We start from the raw sequence: 25,203 nt of genomic DNA, 5'->3' as shown, positions 1-25,203 counted from the left end.
AGTTAATATGGCAAAAGTCAGCATAAGAAAGATGAACGATGAAGACTGGAATGCAGTCAGGGAGATTTATCAAGAGGGGATTGCTACCGGCAATGCCACTTTCCAGATGGCACCACCGGAATGGCAGGAATGGGATAGCGGTCATCTCAGGGAATGCCGTTATGTTGCCTGTGTTGAGAACAATGTGGCGGGATGGGCTGCATTATCTCCCTATTCCCGCCGGAATGCATACCGCGGCGTTGCTGAGCTGAGCATTTATGTCGGTTCCGGCTATCAGGGTTCCGGAGTGGGCAAAGCACTGCTCACGGAACTCGTCAGGGGATCAGAAAAAGCCGGGTTCTGGACCCTGCTGGCCGGCATATTCCCGGAAAATCAGGCAAGCATTGCCCTGCATCTTAGCCAGGGATTCAGGGAAGTGGGATGCCGGGAAAAGGTAGGGGAAATGCATGGCGTATGGCGCGATGTTCTGATTTATGAACGAAGAAGCCGTGCGGTCTGTTACTGAACATGCCTCCGCTGAGCGGAGGCATCCAGAGTATCAGCGTGATTCCACGGAAACGGTTTTGGGATCCTGCATGATGAAATGACAACAGAAGACGGCTGCCAGACCGCCGCACAGCGGAGCACACCAGTACAGCCACTGGTTATCCCAGTATCCCATGGCGAAGGCCGGGCCGAAACTTCGGGCAGGATTCATGCTGGCACCGGTCAGCGGGCCGCCGATAAAGGCATCCAGAAAGACCGCAATGCTGATGATGGTGGCATTCCGCGTTGTCAGGATACTCATGATTAAAAAAAACGTCATGATCCCCTCAATGAAGAACGCGTTATACAGGGATACGTCCGAATGAACCCGGGTTACGCCTGCCAGCAGCGCATGACCAAACACCGCCTTCAGGCACACTGCTGCGGCACTTGCGCCCAACAGTTGAGCCAAGATGTAGCTCACTGTCGAACGCAGTGAGCAGGTCCTGATCAGATAAAAAATCAGGGTGACCACTGGATTCAGGTGTGCCCCGCTGCTGGCCGAGAACAGATTTATGCAAAAGTAAACGGCCAGACCAAAACTGAGCGCTATACCGAAATTGCCAATTACCTCACTGATTTCATTTACAGAAATGGAACCGACACCAATCATAACCAGCATGAATGTACCGAGAAACTCCGAAATCACATCACGGGATTTACAATTGCATAAAGTCTTCATGGGTCAGTCCTGAAGGATGCGGTAAACCGGTGTCGGCATACCGGGACTGAACGCGTTATGCTCCCGGAAGATGACCTGTGAGCCTGTCAGTGAGGCCGTATGTTTGACCGCCGCCTCCACGATCGCATAAATTTCAGCCGGCTGCCCTTCAGCGCGTGCATTGATGAGTGCGACGCAGGCTTCTGCCGTATCGCTGCAACGCTCATCAAACTGAATTTCTTTATGTATGTCGACCAGGCTTGCTTTTGTGAGTGTCGCGCCGTTACCCAGCGCTATTTTAATATGACCAATCACCCGGTTACTGAGTGAGGGGGCAGATCTCAGATGCTCAAGACAGGTACGGATCCAGACATCAGGCGCAATAAGCCGGTCACTGGCCGTCAGGTCCAGGCTTATATCCACCCACGCCATATCGGCTTCAGCGGCCCCGTAAGTTTCATAATCGATCTCCAGAGGCGTCAGGGTATCTGCCGAAAGCTGAGGCGTGAAGATGAGCGCATCGGCAAATTCAGCGATGCCGTCACCGGTCTGCGAGGAATAGGTTATAACCGGCTTGGCCGGATATTGCTTATGCAACGCCTCGATAAACGCTGCCCGTTCGTCGTCAGGAATGCTGTCTGACTTGGAGAGGCCAATTATCTGCGCATCTTCTATCTGCTTTGTAAACAGGTAGCTCAAACGGGTTCCAAGCAGGCGCTGCATATCAGCGTAGCGGCTACCGTCCAGCACCACCGGAAAAGGCAGCACTTCAAGCTGAGTGCCGTAGTACTTTTTAAGCGGCCTGATGACCGTTGAAACCAGATCCGTACAGCTGCCCACGGCTTCCGCAATAATGACGTCCGGTTGTTTTTCTGCAATCAGGCCCTGTACCGCTTCCATCAGATCTTCAAACCTGCAGCAAAAACACCCGTTCCCGACCTGCCGGGTCACGATGCCCTTACCTTCACCCATTCCGGTATCAATCAGCAGGCTTCCCTGGTCATTGGCAATGTATACTGCGGACATCCCTTTGCTTTCCAGATGTGAAATCAGCCTGAGGGCCGTCGTGGTTTTTCCGGCCCCCAGAAATCCACTCAGCAGTAATATTTTTACTTTTTTCATTGTGGTCACCTTATTTTTTGAGACTGCTCACAAGGTAATAACCCAGTTTGTGTTCAATAAATGATGACGCTTCCGGCTCTTTTTCCTGCAGCTCAAAATACTGCTTTTTATATTCTTCGCTGTTTTCAAGCATCTGGGCGTAACGCAGGTTTTTATCATCCGTATGGTTTTCCACCACGAAAGAGGTAAATCCGTTCTGCTCAAGAGAGGTGAGATTTTCACTCAGCAGCAGGCTGCCTGCGCGGCATCCGCTCATAAGGTTGATGTTTTCACGGATGTTTTGCGGAACGGTTTCGTACGCAATAAAGTCGGTGTAGATGAAGATGCCGCCCGGTGACAGGACGCGGTGAATCTCCTGCAGAACCTTGTTTCTGTCCGGCACCAGGTTCAGGACACATTCGCTGTAAATGAAATCAAAAGTGCTATCCATGAAGGGGAGATCCTGAGCATCCGCAACGAAAAATGCCATTTTTTCCGTGAAGGGGGCGTCTGTTTCAGCTTTTCTCTTGCGCGCCAGCTTGATCATGTTGTCGCTGAAGTCGATGCCGATGATTTTCTCCGGCTGATGCAGAACTGGTGCGGCATCGAAAAGGGTGGTCCCCATCCCGCAGCCGATATCCAGGATGGTGGCTGGCTGCCGGGCCGCAATATAGCGGACAATGCTTTCCGTGGGGGCACCGGGAGAAAACTTATCCGTTCCCTGAGAATATCCCGATCCTCCGAGGGCAGCCTGATTGTAAAATTCCCTGATGGGATTGAGAGACGGCGCTTTTGCCGGGGCACAGCAGTTAGTGGTGGTCATGATGAGAGCCTCTGGTTACGCAAACAAACACAGCGCCTGTGAGCAGCCACAGGGCGGCGGTGACATAAAAGATGGAATCATAGGACACGCGATCGACGAGAAATGCGTTCAGCATCGGGCCGATCATCATGCCAAAACTGCTGGCAGAACCCAGGAAACCCATGATCCTGCCCATACCGTTCTTCTTACCGGTTTCCACAGACAGAGCCGACACGCCAGCCATGCACAGCGCCACACTAACGGCTGTCGTGAAGACAAAGAAGCAGAGCCCAGCCCAGGCCGCGTATCCGCAAATCACCGGGGTGAGCAGTAGACTTGCCGACATGCTGATGACCGAGATAAGGATGCACGTTTGCCTGGAGTGCCGGTCGACCAGTCGTCCGAAAGGGATCTGAAGTCCAGCCATGATGAGGCTGTTTACGGCAATAAGGGCTCCGAGAACGGAGGGAGACAGATTCATCTTCAGCGCATACAGCGGGAAGAAGGAAATGATGAAAATATCAAAGACGGCAATGACAGTATTGAACAGTGCCAGCACGATGACGCCGCGTGTCAGGGTGACGCTTGTCTGCCGTGTACTGTCTGGTGTCACTCTGCTCCGTGACGTATTCTGCATCGGGTTCTCGCGTGGCAGCAGGAACACAACCATCAGGGAAATAAGTGAGAGAAAGAAAAGACACGAAAAGGCTGCACGAAAGCCCCAGTACTGGGCTATAAAACCGCCCGCTATCGGACCGAACGCGCCGGCGGACAGGATAACCGTATTGAGTATGCCGATGTAATATCCTTCCCTTCCCCTGAGGCTGATATTACCCATGTAAGCCATGGCCATGGGCAGCATCATGGCGGAGGCAATACCGTGCAGCAGGCGGGCGCCGAGAAGGGTAACGGCGTCACCGGCAAAAAAATAGGTCATCGAGACAAAGGGATAGACCACAAGAGAGACGATAAGCGTCGTTCTCGCTCCGTATTTTTCCGAGAAAAAGCCTACGGGCGTGCCGATTATCAGTCTGACAATGTAAAAGCCGCTGAAAAGGAAGCCGATCGCATAGGTTGATATACCCAGGGTGCCGGCATACGGAGCCAGCAACGGGGCAATAATTCCGGTTCCGCTGACAAGCAGAAAAACCGCTGTGCAGAGCAGCAGTTGCATCCTGCGATTATCGTGGGGAGATTCACTGACAGCATTCAACGGTGAAGTATTCATCTGACTCGGTAATCCTTTCAAGCGGATCTAAAGAGGATGCGCTGGAGATAATGTACGAACCCAGTCGGGTGTAGTTACTGGTCGTCCGGGTGACGAAGGAACCCGTCGGAAAAGCCCGCTGCACCGGATAAGGGCAGGACTTATAACGGACATACCCGTCTTCAGCGGCAAACAGAAAGATACTCATGGCCGATGCCGGGCTTTCTGTGACACAGCCCAGAGAGGTAATAACGTTATCCACGGAATGACCCAGCGATAGAAGCAGCGCGGCCTCAAACAAATCCAGTCTGGTGGTGAGCCGGACGAGATCGGCAATATTGTCTCCTCCGATCCGGCCGTTAATTTCAATCAGGCCGGGCACCCCTTCATGTAGCTTGATTTCGGTATGCGTAACGGCATGCCGGATGCCCAGCTGTTCGTGAAGGGCTGAAATAAAGGATTTTATGGCGCTCCGCTCTTCCGGACTAATGCGTGCCGGTACCAGGTGAGCCTTTTCAACACTGCCCTGAGTAAACTTTTCAGTAACGGCAATAACGCGCGTGGATGACGCGTCAGATAATGCTTCCACGCTGAATTCCCGGCCCTCCAGATAGCGTTCAATCAGCGTCCGGCCCCCCATCGCCTGAAGGACATGGTTCGTTTTCAGGTTACCGATGATGCTGACCGCGTCCCAAAGCTCCTCTGTGTTCCGGCAGATGTAGACGTGGTTACTGCCGGCATCATTTTCCGGTTTGGCCACTACCGGAAAATCCATACCTTCAGTATCACTGAGCAGTGCGCGAATGTTTTCATTCACAACGAAAGGCACAGTGCCGAGCGACGTTCCCCGGAGCGCGTTTCTGACGCTGGATTTGTTTCTGCAGATGGCCGCCGCCTGCTCAGACAGAAAACAGGTGCCCGCCAGCGTTGCAATTTTCGCTGCCAGCCCGGTACGGTACTCATTCTGCGTAAGAACAGAAACCAGGTGCATGCCGTCCTGCAGGAGATCAGCAATCTGATTGGTAATACTGTCGCTGTCATTGAGATCTGCCTCAATGGCTCTGTCCACAAAGCAGAGCTCTTTCAGGGATATACGCGTATTGATCAGCAGCACCCTGTAACCGTGCTTTCTGATGATGCGTGTTTCCTGCTCCGTGTCTCTGCTGCCAATAAGAACGACGTAGCCGTGGTCCATTCTCAGCCCCTTATGAACAGCACGAAGAAGAACCCGAAGGCTTTTCATTCCGGACGGTTTCACTGTAGATATACGAAAGCTTTGCGCTGGCGATAATGGCAAAGACGGCATCAATGTTATCCTGCCCGCCTCCGGCGTTTTTATATTCAAGCATCAATGCTTTTGCCTCTTCCGGTTTGTCCATTGCCAGCAGCACGGCCATTTTGATCAGGCTCAGCGTGCCGGCTTCCAGAGAGGATTTTTCCTGCGCAAATGCAGCCAGCTTTGAAAACTCATTAATAAACATGTTGATTATCCTGTCAGCATTTGAGGCAGCAGCGCTTGAACACGCCTTCTTCTGCCGGGGTGACGCTTGCAGCGTACAGCTCATCAACCCACGGATCGTTGTGGGACCAGTCATAGTGGAAATCGTATTCAGTGAGGCTGACATTTTTTATGTCATCCGATAGAAGCAGGGGCGAGCCTTTATACAGTGACAAGCGGGTTTCAAACTGAATGGGATCAATATCGTCACGCAGGTTGACGCCGTCTATCCACTCCTGGAAATGCTCCATGTCCCTGAGGCCCGCCCAAGGGTTATACATAATGAATGTGGGGTTTAGCAGGATGCCGGAGCTCTTCATTATGCGGATGGCTTTCTCCGTATCACGGACGGTGACCTGCTTGTTGAATATCTTCAGGACATTTTCGCTGGGGAACTCCAGCGCAGAAGTGATAATTCTGACGTTCAGATCCCTCAGAAGCGCCATGCGACTTTCATTCTCAATAATGTGATCTACCCGGGTCGTAATATCGAATGTCAGTTCAGGGTGTATTTTGTGAAGCTCGGTAAGAATTTCAATTCCGTAATGCCGGGTACTGAACCAGTCGGCATCAATAAAGGTCAGGTGCGTCATGCCTCCGTCGACCATGTTTCTGACATCTTCGATGATAATGTCAGCAGGAATCTTTATCACCCGACCGTCGTAAGCGGCGTAGACCGAGCAGTACAGGCATTTGTGCTTACATCCCCTTGCCAGTTCTGTTGAACCAACAGTAACGTCTTTTCCGAGCAGCTTGTTTAGTTGCTTATTGGGATATTTAACCAGTGAAGGGAGGATTTTCCGGTTGGGCACACTGAAACCTTTTTTGGAAAAAAAGGGCGCCGGTTCAGTGAGGTCGCCTTGATTCATAATGCCAGTTAATGATGTGCGGGCGCCGGTACAAAGAGCGTTAATCAGGGATTTCATGGGTAACTCCCAGTCACCAAGGATACAGAAATCCGCCCCTTTCTCTGTCAGCCGGGCCGCATGAATGGTGGCATGCTGACCATAAAAACACACTTTTGCGACCGGATTCAGGTGCTTTATGGTGGCGAGCAACTCGACCCCCGGCATCACCGCATCGAACAGCGGCAGAGAAATAAAAATGAGATCCCGCCCCCTGATTTTTGATTCATCCGGCCCGTGTACGTAGATATCCAGGACATTAATGTCAGTAACAGCGGCTTCCCCTGCCAGCGCCTGATAGGCTGTAGAGATGGTTATCGGCTGGTAGCCGCCTTCAAAGATGGAAACAAGCAATACATTCATCCGGTCACCTGCGCGAATTTATATAACATATGGCGAATGTTTTATGTATCAGCGGATGATAACCCGCTGGATAGTTTCGCTTTACTTATAACACCAGGAGAAAATAAATGTCAAAGAATGTAATATTGTGTATAACTAACTGATTTTAAATCATTTAAAACAGAAGGGGAATACGGATGCCTGATAAATAGCATAAATCCGGCTAATAATTTTGGCTTCCCGCACAGAGCTTCATGCTAATTAATTTATTCTTAAGCAGAATAAATATGGTAAGTTCGTTCAGTCATCTTGCCTAAAAACTGTACTTCGGATGAACTGCAGTCAGTTTTACGGTATTTTTCCCATTGCCTGAACCCGAAATTTCATTCCCGAAGAGGGATATACGAGGGCGCCTGCTGTCTGGCGATAGAAGGCGTACTATGTTTTAATTTTTTATCTAAGCTGACTACCGGCCTGACAATATGATCCCGCCATCTGCCTTTTACCGGCTGCTTTCAGACGAGAGTCGCCTGAATATCCTTATCCTCCTGAGGGAGTCCGGTGAGCTGTGCGTATGCCACATCTGCGCGTCGCTGGATATCTCCCAGCCGGCAATATCCCGTAATCTCGCCATGCTTAAAGGCGCCGGCGTTTTGACCGACCGCCGCAACGGAAAATGGGTTTACTACCGGCTCAGTGAGTCATTGCCGGCGTGGATGCACGATATCCTTGAAATAACGCAACGACAAAACCAGCACATAACCGGCCAGGTACGGCATGTCCGGCAGGTTCATCCGAATTAACCTGCCGGAAAACGGTATGCCGGCCCGCTGGAGTCACCTTTGCCACCTTGGCACAGATATACCTGCTCAATGATCGCTGCTGGGCAGCAGTGGCAGATTTATCATCGGTACAGAGGTATGAAGAAAGTATTTTCGTCCCGTATAAAACAGATGTGCAAAGGAGGGGGCACTGAAGAGAAATGATGTCATGTCAGCTCAACAGCATCGTGCCTGAAAACATCCTGCGGGACGTTCAAGACTAACTTACCGCCACTCACTCCGTTTTTCGGAGAGCGGCCTCCAGTTTTTCTGTATCTGCCTCAACTATCGCTTTTTCATCCGGAGTCAGCGGGACCTCTTCAAGATACTGCTTTATGGACGCTTTGCTCTCCAGTAACAGTCCTCTCGCGCTTTTTTTGGGAAGGTTAAAGTCACAGCCAATGCAGGCCATCCGGTGAGGGCAGCTACTCCAGAAAGGATTGGTGCAGTAAGAGTCCCCAAGCTCATAATACGTTGCCGGCCCTGTGAGGCTGGCTGCTTCGGGGTCATGATCAATCAGCACGCTTATCATGTGCGCTACCCGATCAGCTTTAACAAAAGAGGCCGCAAGCTGTGTCGGGCGTATGCGAATATAATGCATGGTGGACTGCGGCGAAGAGTGTCCTGACCACTGCATCAGCTCGTATAAAGACATGCCCTGAGGAACGCTAGCCAGTGCAGTTACGGCCGATGCACGTCCCCTGTGGCTGGTAATAGGACCCCGGCTGTCTTCCTGCGGCATTCCTGCCCGGGCACAGAGAACCGGAATAACGGTGCGGTTTATTATGTCTCTTCCCACCGGTTTTCCCCGGTACTGAAACAGAAAACGGACTTTTTCACCGGTGCGATCATCCGTCAGAGCAGCCTGCTCTTCTGGTCGTTCTGCCAGCCAGATATCGACATACTTTTTCACCACAGCAGAAACCGGCTTAACAAAGGCTTTACATGTCTTGCCGGCCGGCACGTTCAGATAGCAAAGAGTTCCGGCAGGAATAGTACTGCCGTCGTCCCGGTTAATATCTTCTGATTGTGGAATGATGCAGCCAGCGGTCAGGCGCATCAGCTCATTCTGGCGCAGCCCTGCATGCGTCCAGATGACTGCCAAAGCCTGCAGCATAGACAGAGGATAATGAATTTCACTCAGCAAATCTTCCTGACGCAGGTTCAGACTGGCCCATACCAGTTTCAGCCAGACCGGATCATCAATAACGCGGGGATTAACGCCCTGACGAAACAGTGGTGTATCAGGCGTCGAGAGATGGCGGGATGGACTGAATTTCAGCCGTCCCCATCCCCAGTTCTCGTAGTCGATCATAAAACGGCGAACGGCATACATAAAACCGGCGCGGGAGTTTGGCAGCATGGGTTCTCCTGAACGGGAAGACCGGCGCACTCCCCGCGCGGTTCCCAGAGAAAGTTCACCGACCTTCATTATTCCGACTGCCGCAATAAAACTTGCGCAGATCTCCATTGTCCAGTCGGATGGCTCGCGTATTTCCGGGTGCTCCCGGGCGAGCCACAGGCCGCAGCGGAGGATAAAACTGTACTGGCTCTCTCTGGAACGGGGACGAAGCACTGAGGTTTCCCTCCACCGCCGGCAGCATGCTACCCAGGGCTGGGCGATGTTATCTGTCGGTTTTTCGTGCCATTCCTGGTAATTACGCATACGCACGGGGCTTTTTATGATGCCCATTGCGGCAAGCGCATACGAAACTCTGCCCACTGTCCTTGCGATCCCGCGGTCGTGATACTTCTGCGCGCGCCACAGGAGATCGGTCGTGAAGCTTTCGAGCTGAGGATTACCGTTCATCATCATCAGTATGCCCAGCAGTGCTGACAGATTATTTTTCTGGTTCTGCCGTTTGTATCCCAGTGAAACCAGAGTGTCCGTCAGCCGATTGAGCTCATGAGTAAAAAATTCCCGGCCATAAATGGCACAGGCGTACAGCGACGGTGCACCATGGTGCGGCAGGCTGAGCGGTGATGTAAACGGACCAAGATGGAAGGCAAGAGCCGCAATCAGCGGCCTGCCTGTACGGTGCTGCTGGCACAGCGTCAGCCACTTTTCTGATCCCCACAGCCAGCAAGGTTGCCCTGCCCGGTGTATCTCCGCCAGAACGGCAGGAAGGATAATCCTGACCAGTCTATCACTGGTGCCGCTGCGGTCGGCAATATCCTGAAGAGGCCGCAGTAAAGATGACAGCGGACCCTGCTGGCTCAGAGCAGAGGTACGTTTGTGCCCGGTACATAACGCCTCACGCTCTTCAGTGCTTAACACATTATTCAGCTGATAATCCGAACGACTGAAAGGGACATAAATGTTATTAATTGCTGTTCCTGCGTTCATCATACTGCTCCCGCCTGAAAGATAAGCCCTGCGATCTTCCGGTCGGTTTCAGCGACGGCAGCAGCCATGCGGGCCGCCATATCCGTTCCCGACAGATGAATATAAATTTGTGTGGTGCGAGGGTCCCTGTGTCCTGCATACGTAGCCAGTTCATGCAGTTTCCATCCAGCCCGCGCCAGGTGTGTCAGCCGGAGGTGACGAAAAGTATGCGTGGTAATGTCTGGCTGATCAGTCTCTGTCGCCCATTTCCGCACGGTTTTACTCCAGCTCCAGAACGAGAGAGGATCGCCATAATTACGGTCAGAGGCGGAACGGAACAGAGCACCACCTGACCAGCCTGCCAGCCTTAGCTGCCGAAAATGGTTTGCCAGCACCGGCGTAACATCGGGGCTGTAACAGACTATTCTTTCCCGTCTGTTTTTCGTCGTCTCTGCGCGGATGCGGACCAGGCGGTGAGCCAGATCAATGTCCTCAAGCCTGAGAGCCGTCAATTCCGTACGTCGGAGCGCGCCATAATAAGCCAGAGCAAGCATCAGCCTGTCACGCAGAGACGCGGCAGAAACGTGTTTCAGGAACCTGAGCCACCGTCCGTCATCAGGAATAACGGGGAGGCGGGTGATACGGGGGACTAGGCCACGCCCGGTATAACTGGCGCCAGGCAAACCCGAGCGGGGTAACGGATTGAGACTGCATATATCCTGGTAAATCAGAAAGTCATACCAGAGGCGAAGAGCTGAAATGCGCAGCTGGAGTGTGGCGCTGGCAACGGATGACGGCATATCAGGGAGCTGAGGGCGGATATATGCTGCCAAGTCCTCAAAGGAAGCCCTTTCAGGAGCAATAGCGTGTATTTCACAGAAGGCCAAAAAATGCGTCAGGGCACTTCGATAGGTTTTAATAGTTGCGCTGGCTCTTCCTAAATTCGAAAGAATTTTAAGCCATTGCTCAGTCAGGAGAAGTGCAGATGTGGAATGAATGGTGGTGTTCACGGCCTTCTCCCTTCAGTTCATAACAACTGATTAAAGTTTATACCGGAGATGTTGCATTCCACTTAACTTACTAGAGCGCATAGTTGGAACTGAATACATGTACGCGCTCGCTGAAATCCTGATTTTTTATCTGGAACCACGGTGCCCCCATTTTGATGCCCAGTTTTTTTGCGCCCGCGCTGCGTGCGATGACGCAGCCGTCATTGTTCGACAGCACAACAACGGGTTTGCCGCGGAGATCGGGGCGAAACAATGCCTCGCAGCTGGCGTAAAACGAGTTGACGTCGGCGAGCCCAAACATGGACATGTTCACCTCCGCCTGGCTCGGGTACTGTTGAAGAACCAGGTAACAACACCGAGCAGCTGCAGTTCTTCCGGAAAGATTACCGGATAGGCCGGATTCATCGGGAGCAGGGCAAGCGTGGGCTGTAGCTGCAGACGCTTGACTGTAAATTCGCCGTTAACCTCAGCGATCACGATGTCGCCGTGCGCCGCATTCTCCGCCCGATCAACAACCATTACGTCTCCATCGCAGAGACCGAGGTCCCGCATACTGTTTCCACTGGCGCGAACAAAGAAGGTCGAGGCGCGCCGGCGGATGCAAAGCTCGTTAAGATCGAGTTCTTTCTCAACGTAATCCTGAGCGGGGGAGGGGAAGCCGGCCGCGCACGGATCAGCATACAGCGGCACCCGGATGCGGGGCGTAAATAGTGGGGGCCAGAGCACTGTCAGGCCTGCTGCATAGTTACCCGGATTCATGACCAGGTGCTCCGGTTGTGATGTCGTGTCACTGCAGAAACTCGGTTGAAATAGCGCATAAAATTCCTCCTCTTATTTTACTGTTTATATGTACAGTATTATTGAGGCGGATTAATCTGGCAATAGGGAGCGAGACGGCCACTTATTAAAGCGAATCTATATATCTGAAGGGATAGGAAATTTTATGAAGGTCACCCTGACTTTCAGATCCGGGCTGAGCTAACAATAATGCGTTATATATGTATGTATGATGTGTAAGCAGTCCATGCCGGCATCGGTGAAATGACGCTTCCTCGCCACGACTGTTCGTTCCTCGCTGCGCTGCGGTACGCCTCAGTCGGGCCTGCGGCGAGCGTTACAATTGCACGTTAAGGGAAAGAAATACCGCCCCCTTATTACTCTTATGGCTTGCCCATCCCGGCAATAATAGCCGTCTGAGAAATGCCCTATATGAAGTTTTTTGAACTGTAAGCGAGTCACTCCTTATCTGCCGGTAAAGGCTCAATAAGCTCACTGCCCTGGTGATGAATATTGCCTACTTTTTTGCTGACAGGATGCCAGGTAAATGCTTTTTCCGGAACGGCAGCGTCATGGGCAATTTCTTCAGCACGCGCTGGAGACGTTTCTTCACTTAGCCATTCACGAACGGCATCAGGCGTAATAACCAGCGGCCGCCTGTCATGTATATCGACCATCCCCTGATTGCTGGCTGACGTGACAATCACGAAGCCTTCTTTGCCGTGATCCTGCCCGTATGGCTGTCTGCCGATGGCGGCAAAAAAAAGAGGCTCCTTTTTTTTGTGAAAGATGAAGAATGGCTGCTTATCACCACCTTCTTTCTGCCATTCGAACCAGCCGTCAGCAGGCACGATAGCGCGGCCATGATTCCAGAGAGGCTTGAACATGCGGCCGCTCGCTGCCGTCTCACCACGCGCATTGATAAGTGGCTGCTTATCCCACCATTCCGGTCCGTAGCCCCAGTACACCGGATCGAGGCGCAGCGAATCTTCCTGTTCGTTTAGAAGGAGTACTTTAGTGCCTGGTGCTACGTTAAAGCGCCCGAGAGGCTCCGGATCGAAGATTATTTCGTCTGGTGTAAGACCGAGGGAGTCAAAATAGTCGTCGCGGCTGCTGTACTGCGCAAATCTTCCACACATAAATACCTCCTGCTGTTGATGTAAGGATAGCGACGTATACTGATATCTGGAGCATTAATTGCGCCTGCGAGACAGACACCTGGTCGCTATCAGGTTCACTTCACAAGGCTGAGAAGCTGTTAAGAATGGAGCAATTCATGGCCTTTCAGAGTCCGGCCCAGAACTACACCGAAGCGCGCCTGAGTCTGGGCGATCTGGTGCATCTTGCCCCTTACTCTACCTATCTCATGCGCAGCGAAAGCGACTGTCCAGATGCAGGTATTATTAAAGGGTCCGTGCTGGCCATCGATCGGGCGCTGACACCGGCACACGGTCAGTTAATCGTTGCCGAGCTCGAGGGAGAACTGACGCTGAGGCGGCTGCTGCTCAATCCGGTTCCCGCCCTGCAGGCGCTGGACGCGGACGAAACTGTTACGCTGCTTGATGTAAGCCAGGTGCTGCCCGTGTGGGGAGTGGTCGCCTATGCCCTTACCGATGTAGCCGGAGTGGGGTTTAACGGACCGGCTGGAGATTAGCAATGTTTGCGCTGGCCGATGCCAACAATTTTTACGCCTCATGCGAAACCGTATTCAGGCCCGATCTGCGTGGTAAACCGATTGTCGTCGTGTCGAACAACGACGGATGCGTTATCGCTCGATCGGCCGAGGCAAAGCGTCTAGGGGTTAAAATGGCCGCCCCGCTGTTTCAGAATGAGCGTTATTTCAGGGAGAACGGTGTGCACGTGTTCAGCTCCAATTACGAGCTGTAGTAAGTTAAGTGGAATGCAACATTGATTGGGTGAACTTTGAGCAGCAATGCTGTTGTCAGAGGTAAACACAATGATGATTCCACCAAACGAGGATGTGCTGGTACTGGCGGAGCGCTGGCTGAAACTGCTGTCCGACCTGGGCCGGGCTCAGACCACACTCTCCGCCTACCGCAGTGCCCTCAGCCATTATTTTGCATTCTGCAGCCAGAACAGCATTGAACCTGAAAAGGCCCGGTTTGAAGACCTAGCCGCCTACATCAGCCCTCAGTTACCCGGCATGCCTTTTCCCGCAGCCAGCGCCACGCTCCAGCTGCGCCTTTCTGTGATCCGTCTCTGGTATGACTTTCTGCTTTATCAGGATATATGCAGTCTCAATCCGCTACCCCGTGCGGGTTTACCCGGCGTCATTTATACCGGGCGGGGGCTGGTCCCGCGTATCACCCGCTTACCCGTAATACCTGATGATGAGCAATGGCGGAAATTTCTTAAACATGTTTCAACTGCCTCCCTGCGTGACCGGCTGATGCTCGCGCTTGCCTATTTTGGTGCACTCCGCCGTGCAGAGGTGACAGCCCTGGCGCTTGAGGATATCGACCCTGCGCATCGCCTGATCCGTATCCGCCCGGAAACAACGAAAAGCAGGCGGGAAAGAATTATTTGTTATGGTCCGGACGTGACGCCGGTACTGGCAAATCATTTTCGGCAGCTGAAGCAGGCTGGCTGGACACAGGGTGCGCTGTTCCGTTCATTTTCTGATCGTAATTATGGCACACCCCTTTCTGTGTGGAACTGGAGTAAAACCGTACGCAGATGGGCTCTGGATACCGGGCTTCCACAGATTACAACACATACCTTCCGCCATCTTCGTCTGACCCATCTGGCGCGGGCCGGCTGGAAACTGCATGAGCTGGCGACTTATGCAGGACACAGGGATCTGCGCACCACACAAATTTATATCCATCTGTCAGGTTACGATCTGGCTGGCCGGATAGCCGCAGCCGTGGCTGAAACCGACAGGAAAGTCGCCGGACTTATTTTTCAGGAGCCTTACTGATGAATGAAAAAACGGCCAGAGTCACTTATGTGCCTTTTAAACGCACAGATTATCAGCTGAGAGATGCGTTAAGTCCTGAGGAAAGAGACGCAATAAGTACAGGCTACCGGCGGTCAGCTGCGCTCGACCAGCCAGGTTCTCTGCCGTTTTTGCTGTTGCCTCTGCAGGACATTGCCTCACGCAGCAGTATCAGTGCCAGACTTGTCAGAATTACCATACTTACAGTTCTTGCAGAAACGCACCGGGCGGGTCAGCCCTGCTGGCTGTGGACGCAGGAAAGGTGGTTAACGCTCTGTCAGCAACACAGTTCCGGCAGGCCTTTGCTTGCTGCTTTTGCCTTTCATCTCGGCCCGTTTCCCTCTCCGTTAAGCCTGCCAGTGCATGGTGCACCTTCGCTGTACGCCAGTGCCATCTATGGCCGGATTTTTGTCAGCCATGAACTTAACCGGCTGACAGACGTTCTGATCTCACTGGGATATGTCGGGCAGAATCAGAAACACAATCTGTCGGGTATGCTGGGTGTTCTGATGCTGATGAATAATGATCCGCAACTTGAAAATTTTACGACAGAACTGCTGTGGCGGGGGCAGAACTGTCACGACCGGGGGATCGCAAGAGTTACAGGAAAAATATCCTATGCACTTGCTGCTATGGGGATTATAAAAAGCCCCCTGAGAATGCGTAATTATAAAGAGTGGCATGAAAAGCCAACAGAAGGTATCGCGCCTGACTGGGCCCGATGGTGTCGGAAGTGGCGGGAAACGTCGGTACTCCGCCCCCGCTCCAGAGAAACTCAGTACAGTTTCATTCTCCGCTGCGGCCTGTGGCTTGCCCGGGAAAAGCCGGAAATATGCGAACCGTCTGACTGGACAATGGAAACCTGCGCCAGCTTTATTGCAATGGTTGGCAGACTGAAAGTGGACGAGCTGTCACTGGACACAAATAAAGGGGGCAGGCGTTCAAACCGCTCAGGAAAGCCCCTGATGCCGCATTCCCGCAGCCGGTTTGTTTATGCAGTTCGCCGTTTTATGCTTGATTATGAAAGCTGGGGCTGGGGGAAATTAAAATTCAGTCCGGCCCGTCATTTGTCCACGCCTGACACACCGCTGTTTCGTCAGGGCGTGAATCCCCGCGTCATTGATGATCCGGTCTGGCTGAAACTGGTCTGGGCAAGCCTGAATCTGCGTAAAGAAGATCTGCTGAGCGAAATTCATTATCCCCTGTCTATGCTTCAGGCTATGGCGGTTATCTGGACACATGCAGGGCTGCGACAGAACGAGCTGATGCGTCTGACAATGAACTGTATTACTCCACAGGCGGATGACATTCTGCAGGAAAACGGTGGTGCTATCCCGGCGGGCACTTTGTGCTATCTCAGCGTGCCGGCCGGCAAAACGTCTAAAGCTTTTGTTAAGCCGGTCTCGGCTGTAGTGAAAAAATATGTAGATATCTGGCTCAGTGAGCGTCCTCAGGAGCAGGCAGCACTTACGGATGAACGCACCGGCGAAAAAGTTCGTTTCCTGTTACAGAATCGGGGTAAACCGGTGGGCAGGGACATAATAAATCGCACTGTTATTCCGGTTCTCTGCGCCAGAGCAGGAATGCCTGCGGAAGATTCACGCGGTCCCATTACAAGCCACCGAGGCCGTGCTTCTGCCGTTACAGCACTGGCCAGTGTTACCGGGGGCATGTCTTTACATGAGCTGATGCAGTGGTCAGGTCACTCATCCGCACAGTCGACAATGCATTATATCCGCATCCGTCCGACCCAGCTGGCAGCATCGTTCGTAAAAGCAGACAGGGTCGCTCATATGATCAGCGTGCTGATTGACCACGATCCGGAAGCCGCGAGTCTGACCGGCCCCTCAACGTACTATGATCTGGGTGACTCATACTGCACGAACCCCTTCTGGAGCAGCTGTCAGCACCGGATGGCCTGCATCGGTTGCGATTTTAACCTGCTCAAACAGAGCGCGCGCGGACTGATACTGGAAAGCAAAGCCTCTGTCAGACGTTACCTTGAGGAAGTTCCGCTCACACCCGATGAGAGAGCCATCGTGGAACAGGACGCAGAGAAAATTGAACAGGCTCTTAAAAGGTTGTCCCTCAAACCCGAAGGGTAAAACGGGCCGCTATGTGCCAGAAGCGGACGTTAATGTATTACCTGTTCAGAAGCAGATTAGTCATTTTAAGTCATCAACAGAGTGCCAGGATGATTAAATTAATGTTTGACGCTGACTATATTTCTATTATTCTGGAAATATAGTTATTGGAGCCAGCATGGACTTACATACCGCAGCAAACGCACTTCGGGAGCTGGGCCACCCGACCCGTCTCAGCATATACCGGGAGCTGGTCAGGGCGGGTCATCACGGCCTGCCGGTTGGCGAACTTCAGAAGCACCTTGATATTCCTGCCTCCACGCTCAGCCATCATCTTTCTGCGCTGATGTCTGCTGGCCTCATAAGTCAGGAACGGCAGAGCCGAACCCTGTTCTGCAGGCCCTGTTATGCGCAGCTTGAGCAGCTGATGGCTTTTCTGACTGAAGAGTGCTGCGCCGGCGGCAGCGACTGCCGCCTGTCTGCCGCGATGCCCCTTAAAGAGACTCCATTGTGAATAACGTGAATGATGCCCTGAACAATATCGATCCGACGCTCCTGAATGCGCCCCTTACGGAAGAGAAGCTGAAGGCCGCAGAAGTGCCACACCCGCCCCGTATCCTGATGCTCTACGGTTCGTTGCGGGAACGCTCTTACAGTCGGCTCACCACGGAAGAAGCTGCCCGGTTGCTGACGGCTATGGGCGCGGAGGTGAAAATATTTAATCCGTCCGGCCTGCCGCTGCCGGATGATGTACCTGAAACGCACCCGAAGGTTGCAGAGCTGCGCGAACTGGTACTCTGGTCAGAAGGGATGGTCTGGTGCTCTCCTGAGCGTCACGGTGCCATGACCGGCATCATGAAGACGCAAATTGACTGGATACCCCTGACGTCCGGGGCGGTCCGGCCATCGCAGGGGAAAACCCTTGCAGTCATGCAGGTCAGCGGCGGCTCACAGTCGTTCAACGCCGTAAACCAGATGCGCATTCTCGGGCGCTGGATGCGAATGATTACCATCCCGAACCAGTCATCTGTGGCAAAAGCCTGGGCCGAGTTTGATGAGGACGGTCGCATGAAACCTTCACTGTATTACGACCGCATCGTGGACGTCATGGAGGAACTGATGAAGTTCACCCTGCTGACGCGCGGGCGAAGCAACTACCTGACCGACCGCTACAGTGAAAGAAAAGAGAGTGCCACTCAGCTCTCAGAGCGGGTCAACCAGCGCAGCATATAAAAAAGCCGGCAGATGCCGGCTTTTTTCACACTCGTTATGTCCGCAGCCTGGTGAATAATCAGTGGCTGACGCGATGACCGTGCTCATCAATGACCACTTCGCCATCCTCTTTGGTAAAGGCTCCCTGCTGCGGATCTGGCAGAATGTCGAGAACCGCTTCGGACGGACGGCAGAGCTTCGTGCCGAGCGGCGTCACCACCACCGGGCGATTAATAAGGATCGGATGAGCCAGCATGGCATCGAGCAGTTCGTTATCGCTGAAGCGGTCTTCTGCCAGGCCGAGCTGCTCGTACGGTTCGGTATTCTTGCGCAGCAGGGCGCGTACGCTGATGCCCATGTCCGCAATCAGCTTCTTCAGCTCGTCGCGGGACGGCGGTGTTTCCAGATACAGAATAACCTTGGGTTCGGTGCCGCTGTTGCGGATAAGCGCCAGGGTGTTGCGGGACGTCCCGCACGCCGGGTTGTGATAAATGGTGATGTCAGTCATAAGCGGTACTCCGTAAAGGCGCTGCACAGTCGCAACACCGGGGTTAAGGTTAAACAGACAGACGCAGAGCCAGCGCGGCCAGCGTCACAAAAAGTACCGGCAGGGTTATCACGATACCCACGCGGAAGTAGTAGCCCCAGCTGACAGTAATGTTTTTTTGCGCCAGTACGTGCAGCCACAGCAGGGTAGCGAGGCTGCCGATGGGGGTGATTTTCGGGCCGAGGTCGCAGCCGATGATGTTGGCGTAAATCATCGCCTCCTTCACCACGCCCTGCGCGGTGCTGCCGTCAATCGAAAGCGCGCCAACGAGCACGGTAGGCATGTTGTTCATGACAGAAGAGAGCGCCGCCGTCAGGAAACCGGTGCCGAGCGTTGCGCCCCAGACGCCGTGCTCTGCAAACCGGTTCAGGGCGGCAGAAAGGTAATCAGTCAGGCCGGCGTTACGAAGACCGTACACCACCAGATACATGCCCAGCGAGAAGATAACAATCTGCCAGGGCGCGCCTTTCAGCACCTTGCCGGTATCAATCACGTGTCCTTTGCGGGCAACCAGCCAGAGAACACACGCCGCCACCGCTGCCACCAGGCTTACTGGCACGCCGAGTGGTTCGAGAGCAAAGAAGCCGACCAGTAGCAGGATGAGAACAATCCAGCCGGTTCTAAAAGTGCGCGCATCGCGAATGGCCTCACGCGGCGCCTTCAGTTTCGTCAGGTCGTAGGTGGCCGGGATATCCCTGCGGAAAAACAGGTGCAGCGTGACCAGCGTGGCGGCAACCGAGGCGATATTTACCGGCACCATTACCGAGGCATACTCGCTGAAACCCAGCTTAAAGAAGTCCGCCGTGACGATGTTCACCAGGTTCGACACGATGAGCGGCAGGCTGGAGGTGTCGGCGATGAAACCTGCTGCCATCACAAACGCCAGCGTGGCACCGGGGCTGAAGCCCAGCGCCAGCAGCATGGCGATAACGATAGGCGTCAGAATAAGCGCCGCCCCGTCATTGGCGAACAGGGCGGCCACCGCCGCACCCAGCAGAACGATACAGGTGAACAGCAGTCGGCCTTTTCCGCCCCCCCAGCGGGAAACGTGCAGCGCCGCCCACTCAAAAAAGCCGGACTCGTCGAGCAGCAGGCTGATGATGATGACGGCAATAAAGGTAGCCGTAGCGTTCCAGACAATCTGCCAGACCACCGGAATATCCCCAATCTGTACTACGCCGGTCAGGAGCGCCAGAGCCGCACCGATGACTGCACTCCAGCCAATACTGAGGCCCTTCGGCTGCCAGATAACCAGTATCAGCGTCAGGACGAAAATCGCACCCGCCAGAAACATACCTTCTCCTTTTTAAATAAAGTTGCCCGTTGATCCGGGCTGATGATTATCCCGCACAAAACACATTCAAAAAATCGCATATATGATGGCAAAATTTTTTAAATGCAGACAGGCTTGCCGTTGGTGGTTGCGTTATCGCGTTCAGCCTGCTGGCTGAGCTTAAGGATATCATCCCGCTGGCACAGATAAGCCTGTTCAATCACTGCTGCTGCCCAGGCTGGCATGTGCGGAGACAAACGGTAATGGATCCACTTGCCGTCTCGTCGGTCGACAAGCAGGCCACTTTCTCTCAGTAAAGCCAGGTGACGGGAAATTTTGGGTTGTGATTCCTTCAGGGTGGATGAAAGCTCGCAGACGCAGAGTTCACCTTTTTCGCGCAGTAACAGCACCAGGCTGAGCCGGGTTTCGTCAGACAGGTTTTTGAAAAGCTGCAGGGGCATAAATGGTGGCATGACATTCTCCTGAATTACAGAGTCCAGTGTCGTTTCCAGGACTGCGCATGTCAATTTTATATTCGATTAATCATATATATTAAGGCGGTCATCATGGTCTGTGACAGTCATCAGGTGCCCGGGCTGTTCACAGTGGCAGATACGGTAACAGAAAGCAGTCTCGAGGCGAGCAGTCAGCTGCACAGCCTGGACGTCAGAACGTCCAGGCTGTTCGGGGAAAAGGTACATACGGTGCTGGCCCGCGCCGATATCGGCTTTGCCGTGGGCGCAATGCGCACAGATACCGCCATCGAAACTGCCGACGGGGCTCTGACGGAGGATGACTTACGTAAAATTCCGGCCTTTGTCCGGCTCTCCAGGAGACATACGGCGTGCTGGTCAGGAACATCATTATGGCAGTTGGCATCAAGGCAGCATTTCTGGCCCTGACCATTGCCGGAATGGGGACCATGTGGATGGCGGTGTTCGCGGATGTGGGTGCAAGTCTGCTTGTAGTGGTAAACGGCCTGCGCCTGTTGCGTAAGTAGCCGGATCGGCTGCCCGTCGGGTGGGTACTGCAGATAATGTCGCTTTTCGCGTACACCAGAACCCTTGCCACCTGAACAGCTTACAGGGCACGTTCAGGCAGCCCTGTCTTTTGTTGCGCATTATCTGTTACTACTGCGTTTTTCCCGCAAAAGGTCAGGCAGGGCTGGCGACGACAATTTTCTGCTTTCCGGCGTATGAAGTAGCTGTTCCTTGCTTCGTACCGTGGATGACAGAAAATTCATGCTGCCATATTTCTGCACTCCTGAGCACAATGATGGCATGCTTCTGCGCATTTTTTACAGTGTTCGTGCTCATGCTGGCCGCACTCATCCCCGCATTTCTGGCAGGCTTCAGCGCAGATCCTGCAGATTTCTGTAGCAAACTCACTGTCAAGCGTCATTAATTTTGCCGCCATCCTGCAGATACTTGCGCACTGCATGTCCTGGCTTATGCATTCACGCATCATATCGAGCTGAGGCTCCTTCAGGCACGATGCGACACAGTAATCACAGGTTGCGGCACAGATGTAGCAGGCTTCAATGCAGTTGCGATAATGCTCTGACATATTGTCCTCTCTCACTCGGCTTATTTGCGAACAAGTGGTAAGCCTGGAACAAAATCATCATTGGCGCAAAGATACCGCTGTACTCAGCACGGCCGGCAGTTTAACGATGCGGAAAGCGGGAAGGCAGTAAAAAAGAGCCCGTCGCAGCAAGACGGGCCGGCTCACGTAAGCCTTGAAAGAAGATTTACCGGAAAAAGCATTAATGATGAGGGTAAAACACAACCACATCCCGGAGCAGTGACAGAAACGGACAGAAGATACCGGGCAAACCTTCTGTCCGGTACGACCCGTTATTTTTCCTGCTGCATCATCCTGCGGTGCATATCAATGATGCTCTGATGTGCTGCAGAATTTGCATTATCCATACTCTGGTGCGCCAGGATGGCACGCTCATGTTCATTCATCATGGCAACAGCGTTATTAGTTACCTGACCGTCCGGCTCTGAAACAGGATGCGGCTGTGCCCATACTGATGAGGCAGAAAACAGGGCCAGAAGAGAAACAAACATTAATTTTTTCATGTCGGCAGTCCTTACGAGTAAAAGTTAAATAATGGCGGGCCGGATGCTCTCCGGCTTCAGTCATTTTTATCGTACAGGAGAAAAATGCTTCCGATCGAAAATGACAGAAATGTAATGTAAAAACAGTAAGTTCCAACATTACACAATTGTAATCATGTCCGTCTTTCAGCTGTGATAGCTTTCCGGTAACAAAAAATAAACTTCCTGAACGGTAAGCACGGCTTGTGCTTGCGGAGCGGAGAGATTTTTTCTCCCGGGATACTGTGAATTTTGCCGGAGCTCAGTCATGGAACTTAAAAGTTCACGACGTAATTTTATTAAAGGGATAACCGCCGCCGGTCTCGTGGGCGGCCTGGGGCTGAGAACGTTTGATGCGCTCTCGGCGGTAAGCCTGATGCAGTCCCGCACGCTGACCGGGACCGACTTTGATCTGTTTATCGGCGAAACGCCACTGAATATCACCGGTAAGACCCGTTATGCAAAAACCATAAATGCGGGTCTTCCGGGGCCGCTGCTGCGCTGGAAAGAAGGCGACACTGTCACGCTAAGGGTAAAAAACCGCCTGTCAGAGCCGACCTCTGTTCACTGGCATGGCATTATCCTGCCAGCAAATATGGATGGCGTACCGGGTCTCAGTTTTCACGGTATCGAACCGGACGACACGTATGTTTACTCCTTTAAAATAAAGCAGAACGGAACTTACTGGTATCACAGCCATTCCGGTCTGCAGGAGCAGGAAGGAGTATACGGTCCGATTATTATCGATGCCGCTGAACCTGAGCCGTTTCAGTGGGACAGCGAGCAGGTAGTGCTGCTGACCGACTGGTCTGATGAAAAAGCCTCAGACATTCTCGCAAAACTGAAAAAACAGTCAGATTATTACAACTTCGCTAAACCCACCGCTACCGACTTTTTCCGTGATGCGCGGGAGAAAGGCCTCGCGAATACGCTGGCTGACCGGAAAATGTGGGCTGAAATGAAGATGAACCCGACAGATCTGGCCGACGTCAGTGGTTTCACATACACCTACCTGATGAACGGACAGGGACCCGGTAAAAACTGGACCGGTCTGTTCCGTAAAGGTGAGAAAGTACGCCTGCGCTTCATTAACGGCTCGGCCATGACTTATTTTGACGTTCGTATTCCCGGTCTGAAAATGACGGTCGTGGCTGCAGACGGACAGTATGTCACCCCCGTGTCCGTTGATGAGTTCCGTATCGCCGTTGCCGAAACCTACGATGTGATCGTAGAGCCGACTGATGATGCTTACACTATTTTTGCTCAGTCTATGGACCGCAGCGGCTATGCGCGTGGCACGCTTGCCGTCCGGGAGGGGCTGTCAGCAACGGTTCCGAAACCCGATCCGCGTCCCTGGCTGACCATGGATGATATGGGCATGGGCGGGATGGATCATGGCAGCATGGGCGGGATGGATCACAGTCAGATGCAGAGCATGAACGGCGGCGATATGCAGAGTATGGATGGTTCAGATATACCAGCCCCTCCAACAGACAGCATGGCGGGAATGGATCACAGCGCCATGAGCGGTATGGATCACGCAAGCATGGCTGGCATGAGTGACATGCAAAAACACCCGGCTTCCGAAACGAATAACCCTCTGGTCGATATGCAGGCAATGATGCCGGCAGCAAAATTAAATGACCCGGGCATCGGCCTGCGTAATAACGGCAGAAAAGTTCTGACTTATGCTGACCTGAAAAGTACGTTTGAGGATCCGGACGGCCGTGAACCCTCCCGTACTATCGAACTGCACCTTACGGGGCATATGGAAAAGTTTGCCTGGTCTTTCAACGGTATCAAATTCTCAGATTCAGAACCGGTTACGCTCCGCTACGGTGAACGCGTTCGTATCGTACTGGTCAACGACACCATGATGACGCACCCCATTCATCTTCACGGTATGTGGAGTGATCTTGAAGACGAGGATGGCAACTTCCAGGTACGTAAACATACCATTGATATGCCTCCGGGAACCCGCCGCAGCTATCGCGTCACGGCTGATGCACTCGGGCGGTGGGCCTATCACTGCCATCTTCTTTTCCATATGGAAACGGGCATGTTCCGTGAAGTCCGGGTCATTGAATGAGGTACTGCTGATGTCAGTTTCAGGGTGGAGTGATATGAAAAAGAATGTGTCGCGTTCTGCGGCAGGATTGCTGGTTTGGTCTGCACTTGCCGGAACGACGTTTACACCCGTCTATGCCGCGCCAGCGCATAACATGCAGCAGCATGATATGTCAGGGATGGAGCATTCTGCTATGGGCGGGATGGAGCCGATGGATGGTATGGAGTCCATGCAACCCGCCGCGTCAGCAGAAAGCAGAACGCCCATCCCGCCGGTTACCGAGGCTGACCGTAAGGCGGCATTTCCGGATGTCCACGGTCATAAAGTTCATGACAGCAGCGTGAATTACTTTCTGCTTGCCGATCAGCTGGAATGGCAGAAAAACAACGATCCTGGCGGATTCAGCTGGGATGTGAGCGGCTGGATTGGGGGTGACATTGACCGGCTCTGGATGCGCAGCGAAGGAGAAACCAGCGACGGTAAAGCTGAATCCGCAGAAGTGCAGGCATTGTGGGGACATGCCATTACGCCCTGGTGGGACGTGGTTGCCGGGGCCCGACAGGATTTCCGGCCCGGAAAGCCCCAGACCTGGCTTGCCGCCGGCCTGCAGGGAATGGCCCTTTACAATTTTGAAACCGAGCTGACAGCGTTTGCCGGCGAGAAGGGGCGAACTGCGCTGAGGCTGGAGGCGGATTACGATGTGCTGCTGACCAACCGTCTGATCCTGCAGCCTTCCTTTGAAGCCAATCTTTACGGGAAAGATGATGAAGCGCGTGAAACCGGTAAGGGACTGTCCAGTACGGAACTCTCACTGCGCCTTCGCTACGAGGTGAAACGTGAGTTTGCTCCATACGTCGGGGTTTCCTGGAGCCAGCTTTACGGTAATACCGCCGATATGGCTGCCCGTGAAGAAGAAAAAGATAACGAAGTGCGTTTCCTTTTCGGGGCACGCATGTGGTTCTGATGCAGTCAATTCAAAC

25 protein-coding genes and 3 pseudogenes are annotated in these 25,203 nt (G+C 53.1%); 11 read left to right on the top strand and 17 right to left on the bottom strand.

Annotation, left to right across the window (positions count from 1 at the left end):
• The first annotated feature begins 7 nt into the window (after nt 1-7).
• On the top strand, nt 8-505 hold the full coding sequence (locus tag ACX3P5_RS00550) for a GNAT family N-acetyltransferase (RefSeq protein ID WP_346550254.1): 498 nt from the start codon (nt 8-10) through the stop codon (nt 503-505).
• Between the two features lie 33 nt (nt 506-538).
• Here the strand turns inward: ACX3P5_RS00550 and ACX3P5_RS00545 are convergent, their stop codons facing one another.
• The 7 genes from ACX3P5_RS00545 to arsL all read right to left on the bottom strand — a co-directional run bounded on the left by ACX3P5_RS00545 (nt 539) and on the right by arsL (nt 7,062).
• Nucleotides 539-1,138, bottom strand: coding sequence for an MIP/aquaporin family protein (locus tag ACX3P5_RS00545; protein ID WP_242458896.1), 600 nt, complete (start codon nt 1,136-1,138; stop codon nt 539-541).
• A gap of 72 nt (nt 1,139-1,210) precedes the next feature.
• The gene (locus ACX3P5_RS00540) at nt 1,211-2,308 is read right to left on the bottom strand and encodes a GTP-binding protein (RefSeq protein ID WP_258996302.1); all 1,098 of its coding nucleotides are present in this window, start codon (nt 2,306-2,308) and stop codon (nt 1,211-1,213) included.
• A 10-nt stretch (nt 2,309-2,318) separates the two neighbouring features.
• On the bottom strand, nt 2,319-3,110 hold the full coding sequence (gene arsM / locus ACX3P5_RS00535) for a putative arsinothricin biosynthesis methyltransferase ArsM (protein ID WP_311968000.1): 792 nt from the start codon (nt 3,108-3,110) through the stop codon (nt 2,319-2,321).
• A complete protein-coding gene (locus ACX3P5_RS00530; RefSeq protein ID WP_458968119.1) occupies nt 3,097-4,317 on the bottom strand; it encodes an MFS transporter in 1,221 nt (406 codons plus the stop codon). Before ACX3P5_RS00530 ends, arsM begins: the two co-directional genes overlap by 14 nt.
• A complete protein-coding gene (locus ACX3P5_RS00525; RefSeq protein WP_346550259.1) occupies nt 4,286-5,491 on the bottom strand; it encodes an ATP-grasp domain-containing protein in 1,206 nt (401 codons plus the stop codon). The genes ACX3P5_RS00530 and ACX3P5_RS00525 overlap by 32 nt, the downstream gene beginning before the upstream one ends.
• 10 nt (nt 5,492-5,501) lie before the next feature.
• Complete coding sequence (locus ACX3P5_RS00520) at nt 5,502-5,777, bottom strand: hypothetical protein (protein ID WP_258996307.1); 276 nt, start codon at nt 5,775-5,777, stop codon at nt 5,502-5,504.
• 13 nt (nt 5,778-5,790) lie between these two features.
• Nucleotides 5,791-7,062: an arsinothricin biosynthesis radical SAM protein ArsL gene (gene arsL / locus ACX3P5_RS00515; protein WP_346550260.1), complete on the bottom strand. Its 1,272-nt coding sequence runs from the start codon at nt 7,060-7,062 to the stop codon at nt 5,791-5,793.
• A 461-nt stretch (nt 7,063-7,523) separates the two neighbouring features.
• Here arsL and ACX3P5_RS00510 point away from each other — a divergent pair, with 461 nt between their 5' ends.
• Entirely contained in the window at nt 7,524-7,844 is a 321-nt protein-coding gene (locus tag ACX3P5_RS00510; RefSeq protein ID WP_258996310.1) for a metalloregulator ArsR/SmtB family transcription factor, read from the top strand.
• 253 nt (nt 7,845-8,097) lie between these two features.
• Here ACX3P5_RS00510 and ACX3P5_RS00505 read toward each other — a convergent pair whose 3' ends face one another.
• The 5 genes and pseudogenes from ACX3P5_RS00505 to ACX3P5_RS00485 all read right to left on the bottom strand — a co-directional run bounded on the left by ACX3P5_RS00505 (nt 8,098) and on the right by ACX3P5_RS00485 (nt 13,114).
• Nucleotides 8,098-10,209, bottom strand: a complete 2,112-nt coding sequence (locus tag ACX3P5_RS00505; protein WP_346550266.1) for a tyrosine-type recombinase/integrase — start codon at nt 10,207-10,209, stop codon at nt 8,098-8,100.
• Nucleotides 10,209-11,198 carry a tyrosine-type recombinase/integrase gene (locus tag ACX3P5_RS00500; protein WP_346550262.1) on the bottom strand — a complete coding sequence of 330 codons (990 nt, stop codon included), beginning with the start codon at nt 11,196-11,198 and terminating at the stop codon, nt 10,209-10,211. The genes ACX3P5_RS00505 and ACX3P5_RS00500 overlap by 1 nt, the downstream gene beginning before the upstream one ends.
• A 73-nt stretch (nt 11,199-11,271) precedes the next feature.
• A pseudogene (locus ACX3P5_RS00495) lies at nt 11,272-11,499 on the bottom strand (Y-family DNA polymerase); the annotation flags it as partial.
• Nucleotides 11,500-11,507: 8 nt separating this feature from the next.
• Nucleotides 11,508-11,957 carry a translesion error-prone DNA polymerase V autoproteolytic subunit gene (gene umuD, locus ACX3P5_RS00490; protein ID WP_424999166.1) on the bottom strand — a complete coding sequence of 150 codons (450 nt, stop codon included), beginning with the start codon at nt 11,955-11,957 and terminating at the stop codon, nt 11,508-11,510.
• Between the two features lie 476 nt (nt 11,958-12,433).
• Entirely contained in the window at nt 12,434-13,114 is a 681-nt protein-coding gene (locus tag ACX3P5_RS00485) for an SOS response-associated peptidase family protein (protein WP_424996896.1), read from the bottom strand.
• A gap of 137 nt (nt 13,115-13,251) precedes the next feature.
• Here ACX3P5_RS00485 and ACX3P5_RS00480 point away from each other — a divergent pair, with 137 nt between their 5' ends.
• From ACX3P5_RS00480 to arsH, 6 genes and pseudogenes are all read left to right on the top strand, one after another.
• Nucleotides 13,252-13,629: a S24 family peptidase gene (locus tag ACX3P5_RS00480; RefSeq protein WP_424996897.1), complete on the top strand. Its 378-nt coding sequence runs from the start codon at nt 13,252-13,254 to the stop codon at nt 13,627-13,629.
• Nucleotides 13,630-13,631: 2 nt separating this feature from the next.
• Nucleotides 13,632-13,859 (top strand): annotated as a pseudogene (locus tag ACX3P5_RS00475) (Y-family DNA polymerase); the annotation flags it as partial.
• A gap of 73 nt (nt 13,860-13,932) precedes the next feature.
• A complete protein-coding gene (locus ACX3P5_RS00470) occupies nt 13,933-14,916 on the top strand; it encodes a tyrosine-type recombinase/integrase (RefSeq protein ID WP_458968162.1) in 984 nt (327 codons plus the stop codon).
• Nucleotides 14,916-17,039, top strand: coding sequence for a tyrosine-type recombinase/integrase (locus ACX3P5_RS00465; RefSeq protein WP_458968161.1), 2,124 nt, complete (start codon nt 14,916-14,918; stop codon nt 17,037-17,039). The genes ACX3P5_RS00470 and ACX3P5_RS00465 overlap by 1 nt, the downstream gene beginning before the upstream one ends.
• A 157-nt stretch (nt 17,040-17,196) precedes the next feature.
• Nucleotides 17,197-17,532 carry an ArsR/SmtB family transcription factor gene (locus ACX3P5_RS00460; RefSeq protein ID WP_458968160.1) on the top strand — a complete coding sequence of 112 codons (336 nt, stop codon included), beginning with the start codon at nt 17,197-17,199 and terminating at the stop codon, nt 17,530-17,532.
• Nucleotides 17,529-18,251 carry an arsenical resistance protein ArsH gene (arsH, locus tag ACX3P5_RS00455; RefSeq protein ID WP_458968159.1) on the top strand — a complete coding sequence of 241 codons (723 nt, stop codon included), beginning with the start codon at nt 17,529-17,531 and terminating at the stop codon, nt 18,249-18,251. The genes ACX3P5_RS00460 and arsH overlap by 4 nt, the downstream gene beginning before the upstream one ends.
• Before the next feature lie 58 nt (nt 18,252-18,309).
• Here arsH and arsC read toward each other — a convergent pair whose 3' ends face one another.
• The 3 genes from arsC to ACX3P5_RS00440 form a co-directional block, all read right to left on the bottom strand.
• Complete coding sequence (gene arsC / locus ACX3P5_RS00450; protein ID WP_110015861.1) at nt 18,310-18,738, bottom strand: glutaredoxin-dependent arsenate reductase; 429 nt, start codon at nt 18,736-18,738, stop codon at nt 18,310-18,312.
• 49 nt (nt 18,739-18,787) lie between these two features.
• Nucleotides 18,788-20,071, bottom strand: coding sequence for an arsenic transporter (locus ACX3P5_RS00445; RefSeq protein ID WP_458968158.1), 1,284 nt, complete (start codon nt 20,069-20,071; stop codon nt 18,788-18,790).
• Between the two features lie 98 nt (nt 20,072-20,169).
• Nucleotides 20,170-20,523 (bottom strand): metalloregulator ArsR/SmtB family transcription factor, encoded by a 354-nt coding sequence (locus ACX3P5_RS00440; protein ID WP_099257117.1) that lies wholly within the window; start codon nt 20,521-20,523, stop codon nt 20,170-20,172.
• Nucleotides 20,524-20,604: 81 nt separating this feature from the next.
• On the opposite strand from ACX3P5_RS00440, the pseudogene ACX3P5_RS00435 reads away from it, so the two are divergent.
• A pseudogene (locus ACX3P5_RS00435) lies at nt 20,605-21,050 on the top strand (heavy metal translocating P-type ATPase); the annotation flags it as partial.
• Between the two features lie 154 nt (nt 21,051-21,204).
• Here ACX3P5_RS00435 and ACX3P5_RS00430 read toward each other — a convergent pair.
• Together ACX3P5_RS00430 and ACX3P5_RS00425 are read right to left on the bottom strand one after the other, a co-directional pair.
• Nucleotides 21,205-21,366: a hypothetical protein gene (locus tag ACX3P5_RS00430; protein ID WP_158279701.1), complete on the bottom strand. Its 162-nt coding sequence runs from the start codon at nt 21,364-21,366 to the stop codon at nt 21,205-21,207.
• 540 nt (nt 21,367-21,906) lie between these two features.
• On the bottom strand, nt 21,907-22,137 hold the full coding sequence (locus tag ACX3P5_RS00425; RefSeq protein ID WP_094121210.1) for a hypothetical protein: 231 nt from the start codon (nt 22,135-22,137) through the stop codon (nt 21,907-21,909).
• Between the two features lie 286 nt (nt 22,138-22,423).
• Between ACX3P5_RS00425 and ACX3P5_RS00420 the strand changes: the two genes are divergently transcribed.
• Both ACX3P5_RS00420 and ACX3P5_RS00415 read left to right on the top strand, forming a co-directional pair.
• Entirely contained in the window at nt 22,424-24,244 is a 1,821-nt protein-coding gene (locus ACX3P5_RS00420; RefSeq protein ID WP_458968157.1) for a copper resistance system multicopper oxidase, read from the top strand.
• 34 nt (nt 24,245-24,278) lie between these two features.
• Entirely contained in the window at nt 24,279-25,187 is a 909-nt protein-coding gene (locus ACX3P5_RS00415; RefSeq protein WP_458968156.1) for a copper resistance protein B, read from the top strand.
• Nucleotides 25,188-25,203: the final 16 nt, after the last annotated feature.

The organism is Pantoea sp. S-LA4 (assembly GCF_054482835.1).
Note: the sequence above shows the minus strand (reverse complement) of the source record. Positions and strands in the feature narration are given on the sequence as shown.